Here is a 12961-nt window from a genome sequence, read left to right as displayed (position 1 = left end):
GGACGCTCAGTTCGTCTTCGGGTGCGGAGTCGACCCGTACGCCGTCAGGAACTTGTCGCGGAACGCGCTCATCTTCCACACCGGCGCGTCGTGCGCGGGGCGCAACCCGTCGGTCCAGTTCCAGGAGTCGATCGCGTCAAGGACCTTCGGGTCTTTGGCAACGATCGAGATCGGCACGTCACGGCTGGCGTGGTTGCCGCTGACCCGGGCGATCGGCTGGTGGTCGCCGAGGAAGACGAGCACCGTGTCGTCGTTGCCGTACCGCTCCAGCCACTCGGTGAGCGCGGTCACCGAGTACTGGACCGACTTGCCGTACTCCTGGCGGGACTTGGTGGTGTCGGCGATGACGTCGGACGCCTTGTTGCCGGCCTTCTGGATCGCGTCGAAGATCGAGCCGTCGCCCAGCTGGTCCCACGGCACCATCTTCGGGATCGGCGCCCACGGCTGGTGGCTGGAGGTCAGGATCACGAACGACATCCGGGACTTGCCGTCGGCCGGCTTCTTGCTGTGCACCCGGTCCTGGAACTGCTGCAGCGCGTACTGGTCGGGCATCGTCGACCAGCTGAACTTCGGTCCCTTGTAGCCGAGCTGGAAGGCGTTGTAGACCTTGTCGAGGCCGTAGTAGCTCTGCTCGGGCCAGCCCTTCTGGATACCCGGCATCACGCCGACGGTGTCGAAGTCGCCGGTCTTCTGGAACGCCTTGGTGATGGAGAGGTGGTTGCTCGCCATCACGGTCCGGTAGCGCTGCTGGTTGCTCACCCACAGCCCCGACATGGTCGTGGAGTGCCCGAGCCAGCTGCTGCCGCCGTACGTCGCCGACGTCAGCCAGCCGCTCTTCGCGTGGAAGCCGGCCTTCGCGAGCGCCGCGGTCCGCACGGCGAGGGTGCTGTCGACGCCGGGTGCCTCGATCGGGTCCTCGATGGCGCTGCGGCCGTAGCTCTCGATGAACGTGAAGACCACGTCCTTGCCGCGCAGGCTGGTCAGCAGCTGGTCGGGCGGGGTGTTCCCGAAGGCGTCCACCTTGGCGACCTTCCGGAACTCCGCCTCGTCGTGCAGGGTGTCCTTCACCTGACGGGCCTTGATCTCCAGCGTGGTCGCGGTGCTGTCGGCCGCGAGCGGCACACCGCCGGCGAGCTGGACGCCGAAGGAGGAGCAGGTGATCCAGACGACACCGGCGATCAACGTGCCGCGGGTGGCCCGCCCCGGATGCCGGGCGAGCAGATTGCTCAGCCGGACCGTGGCGAGGGCGAGCAGCACGAACACCACCAGCACGAGGACGACGGCACCGACGGCGACGGCGAGGGTGGCCGTCCGGCCCAGCGTGTCCTCCAGGTACGACTCCGCGTCGCCGAGCAGGCTCCAGTCCAGGATGGCGTTGAAGCTCCGGCCCAGGTACTGCTTGAACCCCATGTCGAGCGCGTTGACCAGGGTCAGCGCGCCCAGCACCACGCCGAACACGGCGGCCAGCACGATCCGGGGTCGCCGGGGCAGCGCCAGCGCGACGGCCGCCGCGATGATCCCCTCGGACGGCAGCCGCACGAACTTCGCGGGCCCCAGCGCGACCACGGTGTTCGGCATCACCAGCGCCCCGATCACGAGCGCCGCGCAGAGCACGGACACACCGATCGACAGCACCGAGGCAGCCCCGGGATGCGCCTCCCGCCACCCCTGAACCCGCCCACTCCAGGCGGCCCAGCCGCGGCGACGGGGGCGGGGGGCGTCGGCGTCGGCGGCCGGTTCGGCGGAACTTCCGTGCTCCGGCTCGACTCCAGCGACAGCCTGGGAGCCGCTGTCGTCCGCGGCGTCGGTTTCGGGGCCGACTTCAGCCTCCGCCTCACTGCCGGCCTTGCCGTCTACTCCAGCCCCGGAAGCGGCTTCGGTCTCGCCGACGGTGTCGGCTTCGGATCCGGCCTCGGAAGCGGTTTCGGTCTCGCCGACGGCGCCAACCTCGGCTTCGGCTTCGGTCTTGGCGGCGGCTTCGGCTTCGGCTTCGGTCTTGGTGGCGGCTATGGATTCGGCTTCGGTCTTGGCGGCGGCTATGGACTCGGGTTCGGCCTCAGAAGTGGCAGTGGTCTCGGCTTCGGACGCGGCGTCGCTCGACTCGTCCCCGGATGCCGACGCGGCCTCGGGGGGCGCGGGCGCCTCGGACGCCGCTTCCCGCTCGGACTTCACTACCTCGGACTCCTCCGGCGGGGCTTCGCGTTCGGACGGCCCGGACGGCGTGTCCGATGGCTGGCGAATGCTCGTGTGCTGAGACAACCCGGAGGTCCTTCCGTGCGAGACCCGTGAAACGGAAGCGGGCCGACACTCGGAGGCCGAACCCGCCACATTTCCGTACGGCCCTCTTTAGGTCCGTGTTCAGGCCATTCGGCAAACACCGGGCAAACACAGCGCCCTTTCAGAGACGCGGGGCTGTATTCGATGTGCGGCTCCGCCGCGTGGGCGCGACCAGCCCCCACGCACCCGCACCCGACCCACGACCCCCTGCCCCTCTCCTACGCTCCGCCGACTGCCGTGAGCAACGCCAACGGCGCCGCCGCCGACCGGGACTCCCGTACGCACGCATGCGGATACGGCACCGGCTCCGGATGCGAATCCCTCCCGTACCCGGCCAGCACCTCCGGCAACCGGTGCCCGCCCGCCGTCGCCGCGTCCACCAGCCCGTGGGCCACCGCCCGCGCCTCGTCGTGCAGCCCGTACCGCGCCAGCCCCAGCGCGATCAGCGCGTTGTCGTGCGGCCACACCGACCCGCGGTGGTACGACAGCGGGTGGTACGCCGCCTGCCCCGCGGCCAGCGTCCGCACCCCCCACCCCGAGAAGAAGTCCGGCTCCAGCAGCCGCCGCCCGACCACCTCCCCGTACTCCTTGTCCAGCAGCCCGGACCACAGCAGATGCCCGGCGTCCGAGGCGAGCGCGTCGACCTGCCGGCCCTCCCCGTCGAGGGCGAGCGCGGGGAAGGACGCCTCCCGCATCCAGAAGTCCTGCTGGAACCGGTCCCGCAGATCGCAGGCCGCCTGCTCCAGCAGCGCCCCGTACGTCTCGTCGGCCCACACCGTCCGCGCCACCCACGCCGTCCGGCGCAGCGCGTCGTACGCGTACCCCTGGGCCCCCGCCGCCATCACGGTCCCCATCGGCCGGCTGCCGTCGGCGGAGCAGATCGCGCCGGGGGAGTCCTTCCAGTTCTGGTTGGCGAGGCCGCCCTTGTCCGCGCGGTAGACCAGGTAGCCGCGCGAGGTCAGCCCGCCGTGGTCGAGCATCCAGCCGACGGCGGCGCGTGCGTGGCGTTCGAGCCGCCGGGCCATGGTGACGTCCCCGGTCTGCTCCACGTACGCGCCGAGCAGGATCAGGAACAGCGGTGTCGCGTCGACCGAGCCGTAGTAACGCCCGTACGGCACCTGCCCGAAGTGGGCCAGCTCCCCGTGCCGTACCTCGTGGACGATCTTCCCGGGCTGCGCCACGGAGTGCGCGCCGGTCTCGGTGGCCTGGGTGGCGGCGAGGGCGGGCAGCGTGGCGGCGGCGAGGCGGGGCCGGTAGGGGAGGGCGAAGAGGGAGGTGAGGAGGGCGTCGCGGCCGAGCAGGGTGAGGAACCAGGGGGCCCCGGCCGCCGGGACCCTGAGCTCCTCGCCGTCCGGTCCGGTGGCCGGCACCTGGAGCGCGGCGAGGTCGGAGAGGCCGCGGGCGCAGGCCGCCGCCAGCTCCGGCCAGCCCGTCGGGAAGGCCACGCCCTCCACGAACTCGCCCTCCAGCGCGAGGAGCTGCTCGTTCAGCGCGGCCGGATCGCGGGGCACCCGCAGCGCCCGCCGGTCGCCGTGCGGGCGCGCGATCACCCGGACCAGCAGCTCGGTGGTGCCGTGCGGCTCCAGCTCCAGCGTCCACACCATCCGCCGGGCGCCGGTGCCGGTCTCCTCCACACCGTCCGGGGCCGGCTCGGCGGTGATCGCCGTACAGGACCGCCACTCGCCGCGGCGGTAGCCGAACTCCAGCCCGTCGTCGAGGACATGGCGGGAGCGCACGGCACCGGCCTTGGTGTAGGTGCGGTGGTCGGCGCGGAGTTCGAACTGGTCGGTGAAGTCGGCGTCGGCGGTGATCGCGAGCCGGATCGTGGTCGGCACCGGACGGTTGCTGGTGACCCGCAGGGACTCCACGAACGAGCCGTCGCCGACGGCCTGTTCCCGGAAGAGCGTGTGCGCCGGCGGTTCCTGGCGGCCCCCGCGCGGGACCAGGACACAGCGCGTGCCGTCCCCGTCGGCGACCGGCGTGAGCACCTCGGGCAGCGCCCCGTCCACCGTCAGCTGCCAGCGGCTGAGGTGCCGGGCGTCCCGTACGAATAACCCGTCCGGGGAGCCGCCGCCCCGCACGCCGCTGATGTCGCCGCGGTCGTCCACGGCCGCGAACGTCGTGCCGTGCACGAGCAGATGATGCCGGTCCGTCATCCCCGGTCCCCTCCTTCGTCCCTCTGGTCGAACGTGCGGTGTCCGCCGAAGACACCCCGTTTTGTCAGCTCTTGTGCAGATTTTGACGTTCGTTATGTGGCTCTTCACGCGGTGCGCCGTGCGTTGTTTCGCGCGGCGCGTCGTGCGGTGCGTTGCGCGGTGCATCGTGTGGTGCGTCATGTGTCGTGTCGTGCGGTGTGTCGTGCGGGGCCGCGTGCCGCTGGTGGTGCAGGTCCAGCGCGAGCGCCGCGGTCCAGCTGAACCCGGTCGCGCCGCACGCCTCTCCTGTGTACGGGTCGACGTACTCGGCGAACCCGCTCGCGTCGGCGGTCCGTACGACCGCCTCGGCCAGCGCGTCCGCCCGCTCCCGCTCGCCGTGCTCGCGCAGCCCCCGCTCCAGCAGCCAGCCGGTGTTGAACCAGGCGGGCCCGCGCCAGTAGCGGTGCGGGTCGAAGGCCTCGCCGAGCAGGTCGTAACTGGGCACCAGACCGGACCCGGTGCCGAAGTGCGGGCCCTCCAGCGTGCGCACGAGCGCGGCGACGACCTCCCGCGGCAGGCCGGGCAGCAGCAGCGGGACCAGCCCGGAGACCCCGCGCTCGGGGATGAGCCGGCCTCCCGTGCCCCCCGTGTCCCCCGCACCGCCCCGCAGGTCCCGGCAGAGGAAGATCTCCTTCTCCGGGTCCCACAGCCGGTCCACCAGCGCCGCCGTCAGCCGCTCCGCGCGCGCGTGCCGGGCCGTGCCGGGCGCGCCCAGCTCCCGCGCGATGCGGGCGAGGGCGTGCTCGGAGGCGATGAGCAGCGCGTTGAACGCGGGGTCCTCGACGGCGAAGTCCCTGGTCCGGTCGGTGTATCCGGCGTCCCGGTAGTCGGCCGCCAGCCGCACGTACCGCCCGTAGTCCAGATCCGTCGGCCGGTCCTCGGCGGCGCCGTGGTCCAGGTCGGCGCGGCGGAAGGAGCGGGCCGGGGCGGGCGCGACCCGGGCGAGCGGGGCGTCCCAGCAGGGGCTGTTGTCCATACCCTGTTCCCAGGGGTGCACGACCGAGGCCAGCCCGCCCCCGCCCAGGTCGCGCCGGTGCAGCAGGTAGCGGTGCCAGGCGGCCAGACGCGGGTAGACGCCGGCCAGGAAGCCGCGCGCCCGTGACAGGCCCGGATCGGCGAGGTGCACCAGCCAGGCCGCCAGCGCGTGCACCGGTGGCTGCACGATCCCGGAGGTCTGTACGGTGCGCGGGGCGCCCGCAGCGCGCCCCGCGGTCGAGGAGCGCCAGAAGTCGGGGCTCGGGAAGTACGCGTCGAGGGGCACGGAGGGGTTGAACACGATGTGCGGGATCCGCCCGTCGCCCCACTGGGCGGCCAGCAGCGTCTCCAGCTCCGTCTGCGCGCGCAGCGGCGAGAGGTGCCTGAGGCCGATCGCGATGAACGCCGAGTCCCACGACCACTGGTGCGGATACAGGCTCCGGGAGGGCACGGTCGAACCGCCGGTCCAGTTCTCGTCGAGCACCTGTGCGGCCCTGACGTGCAGCGACCGTCGTGCGCCGGCCCCAGTGCCGGTGGCGGCGCGGGCGGGCGGCGGATCGTATGCAATACCGCGATCGAGCGCATGGGTGGTGAGCTGGGCAGTGCGATCCACTCGGGACTCCCCGAAGACGTCCGGCCGGCCGGGTTTGGCAGTGGCTACCGTAGGGTTACGTCTATTTAACACGCAAAACTCAATATGTAATGCAAGCTTGAGAAACACAAGGGGGTGCGCATGACCGGACGTCCCGGCAGGACCGGCAAGGGCGGCGGACAGGCGAGCGCCGGAGATCTGCTCGAACTGGTGCGGAACGGGCGGGCCGTGACGCGCGGCGCGCTCCAGCAGGCCACCGGGCTGTCCCGGGCGACCGTCGGCCACCGCCTGGACCGGCTGTTCCGGGCCGGCTGGCTGCGCGAGGGCGCCGGCGGCCCGGTCGACTCCCCGCTGGGCGGACGCCCCTCCATCACCCTCGAGTTCGACGACTCCCACGCGGTCGTGCTCGCCGCCGACCTGGAGACCCGGCACGCCCGCGCCGCCGTGCTCACCCTCACCGGCGAGATCCTCGCCGAGCACTCCGGCACCCCGGTCATCCAGGACGGCCCCGAGGCCGTACTGGCCGAACTCGGCGGCTGGTTCGCCGAGTTGCTGGAGAAGGCCGGTCACCGCGCGGAGGAGGTGTGCGGGATCGGGCTCGCGGTACCGGGCCCGGTCGACACCGAGACCGGCCGGGTCGTCCAGCCGCCGATCATGCCCGGCTGGGACGGCTACGACATAAGAGGCCGCCTGGCCAGGGCGTTCACTGAGCAGACGGGCGCGCCGGCCGTCCCGGTCCTGGTCGACAACGACGCGAACCTGATGGCGTACGGGGAGCAGCGCACCGGATACCCGGACTGCTCGGCGTTCGTCCTCGTCAAGGTCTCGACGGGCATCGGCGCCGGGGTCGTGGTGGACGGCTCCATCTTCCGGGGCGTCGACGGCGGCGCCGGGGACATCGGCCACATCCGGGTGGGCGCGGAGGCGCAGTGCCGGTGCGGTTCGTACGGCTGCCTCGCCGCCGTCGCCAGCGGCGGTGCGGTGGCCCGGCGGCTGGCGGAGGCGGGGATCCCGGCCGCCTCCGGCTCGGACGTGCGCGACCTGCTGGCCTCGGGCCACCCGGAGGCCGCCTCGCTGGCCCGGGAGGCGGGCCGCCTGGTCGGGGACGTGCTGGCGACCGTCGTGACCCTCCTCAACCCGGGCGTCCTGATGATCGCGGGCGACCTGGCGGGCACCCCGTTCCTCACCGGCGTCCGCGAACTGCTCTACCAGCGGGCCCTGCCCCGCTCCACCGCTCATCTGGACGTCGTGACGTCCCGGCTGGGGGAGCGGGCCGGCCTGATCGGCGCCGGCGCCCTGGTCGTGGAGCACCTGTACGCGCCGGAGCGGGTCGAGGAGCGGTTGCTGGCGCTGGGCGTGTGACCGGCGCGTTTCCTGCGGGTTCTGGTGTCCGCACCCGCGTCCGCATGGTGAACTCCGGCGGTCTGTGGCAGCGTGATTCTCGCCACCCTTGATAAGGGTTGCGCTCAGATGAGCGGATCATGGGCGACTGCACTTCTCCAAGGGGTGGCACTGGGTGCCACCCCTTGATCGTTCATCGATCGAAATCAAGTGTGCGGTATGGCCGCTCAGGTGAGCGGAAAGGTGCGGTGCTGAGCGGTCTTGTGTTCAAGAAGTGAAAACACGACCCGGTCTCCGCTTGCCAAGCTTTGACTTTCGATCCGGTGGCGGACGACTGGTTACGGGCGCATGACACGCAAGTAGACGTACCCAGGCGCCTTCGATCTGGGTATGTTCCTGGCCGTCAGGGCAGCCACCGAGTCCTCGAGGGAGTCGAGACCCGTGTCGGAAAACAAAGAACCCCACGGCGTGAAGTTCGTTTACGACTTCACCGAGGGAAACAAAGACCTCAAGGACCTCTTGGGTGGCAAGGGCGCGAACCTCGCCGAGATGACCAACCTGGGGCTCCCCGTTCCCCCCGGCTTCACCGTCACGACCGACGCCTGCAAGGTCTACCTCGACAGCGGCGAGGAACCGACGGCACTCCGTGACGAGGTGAGTGCGCACCTCGAAGCCCTCGAAGAGCGGATGGGCAAGAAGCTCGGCCAGGCCGACAACCCGCTCCTGGTCTCGGTCCGCTCCGGCGCCAAGTTCTCCATGCCCGGCATGATGGACACGGTCCTGAACATCGGTCTCTCCGACAAGTCCGTGCAGGGCCTCGCCAAGCAGGCCGGTGACGACCGCTTCGCGTGGGACTCCTACCGCCGCCTCATCCAGATGTTCGGCAAGACGGTCCTCGGCGTCGACGGCGAGCTCTTCGAGGAGGCACTGGACGCGGCGAAGGAGGCCAAGCAGGTCACCGTCGACACGGAGCTGGAGGCGGCCGACCTCAAGAAGCTGGTCACCCGGTTCAAGAAGATCGTCAAGACGGAGGCCGGCCGGGACTTCCCGCAGGACCCGCGCGAGCAGATGGACCTCGCCATCCGCGCGGTCTTCGACTCCTGGAACACCGACCGTGCCAAGCTCTACCGCCGCCAGGAGCGCATCCCCGGCGACCTCGGCACGGCCGTCAACGTCTGCTCGATGGTCTTCGGCAACCTCGGCCCGGACTCCGGCACCGGCGTCGCCTTCACCCGCGACCCCGCCTCCGGTCACCAGGGCGTCTACGGCGACTACCTCCAGAACGCCCAGGGCGAGGACGTGGTCGCGGGCATCCGCAACACGGTCCCGCTGGCCGAGCTGGAGAACATCGACAAGAGGTCGTACGACCAGCTGATGCAGATCATGGAGACGCTGGAGAACCACTACAAGGACCTCTGCGACATCGAGTTCACGATCGAGCGCGGTCAGCTGTGGATGCTCCAGACCCGCGTCGGCAAGCGCACCGCGGGTGCCGCCTTCCGTATCGCGACCCAGCTGGTCGACCAGGGCCTGATCGACGAGACCGAAGCCCTCCAGCGTGTCACCGGCGCCCAGCTCGCCCAGCTGATGTTCCCCCGCTTCGACGAGCAGGCGAAGACCGAGCAGGTCGGCCGCGGCATCGCCGCCTCGCCCGGCGCCGCGGTGGGCAAGGCGGTCTTCGACTCCTACACCGCCGTCAAGTGGTCCCGCTCGGGCGAGAAGGTCATCCTGGTCCGCCGCGAGACCAACCCCGACGACCTGGACGGCATGATCGCCGCCGAAGGCATCCTCACCTCCCGGGGCGGCAAGACCTCCCACGCGGCCGTCGTCGCCCGGGGCATGGGCAAGACCTGCGTCTGCGGAGCGGAGGAGCTGGAGGTCGACACCAAGCGCCGCCGCATGACCGTCCCGGGCGGCCACGTGGTCGAGGAGGGCGACGTCATCTCCATCGACGGCTCCTCCGGCAAGGTCTACCTGGGCGAGGTACCCGTCGTACCCTCCCCGGTCGTCGAGTACTTCGAGGGCCGGATGCACGCGGGCGCCCAGGACGCCGACGAACTCGTCGAGGCCGTCCACCGCATCATGGCCTTCGCCGACCGCAAGCGCCGGCTGCGGGTGCGCGCCAACGCCGACAACGCCGAGGACGCGCTGCGCGCCCGCCGCTTCGGCGCCCAGGGCATCGGCCTGTGCCGCACCGAGCACATGTTCCTCGGCGACCGCCGCGAACTGGTGGAACGCCTCATCCTGGCGGACACGCAGGAGGACCGCGAGGAGTCCCTGCGGGCCCTTCTCCCCCTCCAGAAGAAGGACTTCGTCGAACTCTTCTCGGCGATGGACGGCCTCCCGGTGACCGTCCGGCTGCTCGACCCCCCGCTGCACGAGTTCCTCCCGGACATCACGGAGCTCTCGGTCCGCGTGGCCCTCGCCGAGTCCCGCCAGGAGCCCCACGAGAACGAACTCCGCCTCCTCCAGGCGGTGCACCGCCTGCACGAGCAGAACCCGATGCTCGGCCTGCGCGGCGTACGCCTCGGGCTGGTCATCCCCGGCCTGTTCACCATGCAGGTCCGCGCGATCGCCGAGGCCGCCGCGGAACGCAAGAACGCCAAGGGCGACCCCCGCGCCGAGATCATGATCCCGCTGGTCGGCACGGTCCAGGAGCTGGAGATCGTCCGCGAGGAGGCCGACCAGGTCATCGCGGAGGTGGAGGCGGCGACCGGCACCAGCCTCAAGCTCGCCATCGGCACGATGATCGAACTCCCGCGCGCCGCCCTGACGGCCGGCCAGATCGCCGAGGCGGCCGAGTTCTTCTCGTTCGGCACGAACGACCTGACCCAGACCGTCTGGGGCTTCAGCCGCGACGACGTCGAGGCCTCCTTCTTCACCGCCTACCTGGAGAAGGGCATCTTCGGCGTCTCCCCCTTCGAGACGATCGACCGTGACGGCGTCGGCTCCCTGGTCGCCGCCGCGGCGAAGGCCGGCCGCGCCACCCGCCCCGACCTGAAACTCGGCGTCTGCGGCGAACACGGCGGCGACCCGGAGTCCGTCCACTTCTTCCACGAGGTGGGCCTGGACTACGTCTCGTGCAGCCCCTTCCGCATCCCGGTGGCCCGCCTCGAAGCGGGCCGCGCGGCAACCCAGTCGACGGGCAGCGACCACCGCTGAGGCCCGCCGACCGGAGGCCGGTCCCCTGACCGGCCTCCCGCGAACCCCGGGCCCGCCGTCCGTCCCCGACCCTCAAGACCGATGGCCGGCGGCCCCGGCCCGCAAAAAGAGGGGCGGCACCCTGTGCGGGGGTGCCGCCCCTTCGTGCGTGAGCTGCGGGGGCTGTCAAGCTACGTCGCCGGCCTGCCAGAACGGTGTTGGCCGGCGTGGGCTGTCGGTGAGTGCGGCAGGGTACTGGACCGACAGGGCTTCTGAGCCGGACGGGCCACGCCGAGAACCCTCAGTTGTTGCCGACCTTGTCGAAGACCTTCTCCAAGGCGGTCTTGTCGGACGCGAAGAACGCCAGGTGGATGTCCCGCTTCGTGAGTTCCTGTTGCGCGACGGCCTTCCTGATGTTCCGCAGGTTCTTCTGGTAGACGGGGGCAGGAGCGTCTTTCCCGTATCCTTTGGCCCAGCGCAGGTCGATACCGCCGAGCGCCTCGCACGTGAGGTATTCGCAGCAGGCTTCGACGAAGTACATGCCCAGTTCGTCCGTGCCGTCACCCTCGATGACGTGGAAGACCTCGTGGACGACGGCGGCGACCGTATGGTTCGCCTTGTTCATCCTGATCACCCGGTCCCTGGTCTTCGCCTTGTGGGGTGGTGTGGTCTCTCCCTCGGTGGACTCCGGTGAGGAACCGCCCGGGGACGGGTTCATCTTGATGTAGCTGCGCCATGCGGCGTCGTCCAGGAACTGGATGTAGGTCGATTTCGTGGTCCCGTCCCATTTCCCGGACTTGAACTCGTCCTCCGCGGCGCGTTGGGTGGCGGCCTGCTTCTCTTTCAGGAAATCCACGTCGATACCGGCGACGATGTCGACGTAGTCGGCCTCGAGGTCCTGCAGATAGCCGATGACGGTCGTGAGGGCGGTCGCCGCCTTCATGCTGGGGGTCATGTCCTGGACCGCCGCCGGCTCGCCGGTCTCGTCGTAGGTCAGCAGTAAGTCGGTGGGGTCGTTCCACAGGTGGAACGGCTTGTCCTTGAGCATCTCGCGGGCGGCGGTCCTGAGCATGCTGCGCACGGAGCCCACCCACACGGGTGCCTGGATCGCCAGGATTTCCGCACCGTTGTAGGTGGTCACCTGGAACGGCATGCCGAACTGCCTGAGTCCGTCAAGCTCCGGGAACCTCGCTATTTTCGACCTGCCCACCGGAGGATTTTCTTTCGTGTACACGAGCGGGTTCACGCCGTAGAAATTCACAGGAAAGCTCATCGAGTGTCCTCCTTTGAGGGGCGGCCGAGTCGAGCCGCGTACGATCCGGTGTTGCTGCCGTACCTTCCGCCGCCAGGCGGAAGTTCGCGCCTCAGCAGTAACGCACCACCCCCTCGCCCCCAAGGCGCGCGGCATTGCACACGGCGAAAAGCATACCGGACGGGCGCAATTCCCGTGCCGTCTCGTCCCGAGATCATGATGATTTCCCGGACCGGCCATCGCGCATTCGAACGGAATTCCGACCGTTATCCCTCGGGTCTGTCAATCACAGTGAAGGGAGAGAGCGAAGTGAAGTGAATTCACGATTCCAGGATTCATTGCTCCGGAATTCCGGGTCCCCCCGTGAGGGTGACCGACACTGCAAACTCCTGCGGTGGTCTGTCAGAGCAGGCCGAGGTCGTCGAGTTCCTTGTAGAGGTCGGAGCGTGGGGAACCGGGGCCGGGCTGTGGGGTGTTGCCGGTGGGCGGGGTTTTCGGGGTGAGGGTGCCGGTGGCTTTGCGCGGGGTGCGGCGGTCGCGGAAGAGCCAGGCGCCGAGGACGCCGCCGAGCAGTCCGCCGAGGTGGCCGAGCCAGCTGACGCCGGGGGTGCCGGGTACGGCGACGGTGAGGAGGTAGGCGAAGGACGCGCCCATGACGATCCCGACCAGGGTGTCGATGAGGTGCCGGTCGAAGAGGCCGCGTACGACGACGTAGCCGAAGTACCCGAAGATCAGGCCGCTGGCGCCGACCGTCGCGACGTCGCCGTGCTCGAAGAACCAGACGACCAGGCCGCTGCTCAGCGCGATCAGGAGGGTGAGGCCGAGGAACCGGGCCACCCCGCGGTACGCGGCGAGGAAGCCGAAGACGAACAGCGGACCGGAGTTGCTCTCGATGTGTGCCCAACTCCAGTGCAGCAGCGGTGCGACCAGGATGTCGGGCAGGGTGCCGACGTCACCGGAGACCACCGCGTAGTCCCGGGAGAGGGCGTAGTGCTCGGAGTAGTTGGCCAGTTGCACCAGCCAGACGACCGCGAGCAGGCCGAACATCACGAAGAACGCCTTCCGCGCCTCCGCGATCATCTGCTCGGGGCTCATCGGTGCCGGCGCCGGTGCCGGCACCGATGTCGGTACGGGGCGGTCCTTCTTCGGCGTACCCATGGCAGGTTCCCCCTCGAACTGCGCGACACG

The 12961-nt window shown here is 70.4% G+C and carries 7 protein-coding genes; 2 read left to right on the top strand and 5 right to left on the bottom strand.

Going from position 1 to position 12961, the window contains the following annotated elements; genetic code table 11:
* Nucleotides 1-6: 6 nt before the first annotated feature.
* From AB0D74_RS08805 to AB0D74_RS08795, 3 genes are all read right to left on the bottom strand, one after another.
* Complete coding sequence (locus AB0D74_RS08805) at nt 7-1578, bottom strand: sulfatase-like hydrolase/transferase (RefSeq protein ID WP_362583029.1); 1572 nt, start codon at nt 1576-1578, stop codon at nt 7-9.
* A 917-nt stretch (nt 1579-2495) separates the two neighbouring features.
* Complete coding sequence (locus AB0D74_RS08800) at nt 2496-4433, bottom strand: glycogen debranching N-terminal domain-containing protein (protein WP_362582014.1); 1938 nt, start codon at nt 4431-4433, stop codon at nt 2496-2498.
* A 64-nt stretch (nt 4434-4497) separates the two neighbouring features.
* Complete coding sequence (locus AB0D74_RS08795) at nt 4498-6060, bottom strand: hypothetical protein (protein ID WP_362582012.1); 1563 nt, start codon at nt 6058-6060, stop codon at nt 4498-4500.
* A gap of 120 nt (nt 6061-6180) precedes the next feature.
* Between AB0D74_RS08795 and AB0D74_RS08790 the strand changes: the two genes are divergently transcribed.
* Together AB0D74_RS08790 and ppdK are read left to right on the top strand one after the other, a co-directional pair.
* Nucleotides 6181-7401, top strand: a complete 1221-nt coding sequence (locus AB0D74_RS08790) for an ROK family protein (RefSeq protein ID WP_362582010.1) — start codon at nt 6181-6183, stop codon at nt 7399-7401.
* 420 nt (nt 7402-7821) lie between these two features.
* Entirely contained in the window at nt 7822-10542 is a 2721-nt protein-coding gene (ppdK, locus tag AB0D74_RS08785) for a pyruvate, phosphate dikinase (RefSeq protein ID WP_362582008.1), read from the top strand.
* 280 nt (nt 10543-10822) lie between these two features.
* Here ppdK and AB0D74_RS08780 read toward each other — a convergent pair whose 3' ends face one another.
* Nucleotides 10823-11674 carry a hypothetical protein gene (locus AB0D74_RS08780; protein WP_362582006.1) on the bottom strand — a complete coding sequence of 284 codons (852 nt, stop codon included), beginning with the start codon at nt 11672-11674 and terminating at the stop codon, nt 10823-10825.
* Between the two features lie 501 nt (nt 11675-12175).
* The gene (locus tag AB0D74_RS08775) at nt 12176-12931 is read right to left on the bottom strand and encodes a rhomboid family intramembrane serine protease (protein WP_362582004.1); all 756 of its coding nucleotides are present in this window, start codon (nt 12929-12931) and stop codon (nt 12176-12178) included.
* Nucleotides 12932-12961: the final 30 nt, after the last annotated feature.

The organism is Streptomyces sp. NPDC048278, from assembly GCF_040652195.1.
Taxonomy (GTDB): domain Bacteria; phylum Actinomycetota; class Actinomycetes; order Streptomycetales; family Streptomycetaceae; genus Streptomyces.
The sequence above is the reverse complement of the archived record's forward strand: the minus strand, read 5'-3'. Positions and strand labels throughout refer to the sequence as shown.

Coding starts and splice junctions, on each gene's coding strand:
- AB0D74_RS08805 (WP_362583029.1), bottom strand. CDS start 1,578: ATGCCGAACACCGTGGTCGCGCTGGGGCCCGCGAAGTTCGTGCGGCTG.
- AB0D74_RS08775 (WP_362582004.1), bottom strand. CDS start 12,931: ATGGGTACGCCGAAGAAGGACCGCCCCGTACCGACATCGGTGCCGGCA.
- AB0D74_RS08780 (WP_362582006.1), bottom strand. CDS start 11,674: ATGCCGTTCCAGGTGACCACCTACAACGGTGCGGAAATCCTGGCGATC.
- AB0D74_RS08800 (WP_362582014.1), bottom strand. CDS start 4,433: ATGACGGACCGGCATCATCTGCTCGTGCACGGCACGACGTTCGCGGCC.
- AB0D74_RS08790 (WP_362582010.1), top strand. CDS start 6,181: ATGACCGGACGTCCCGGCAGGACCGGCAAGGGCGGCGGACAGGCGAGC.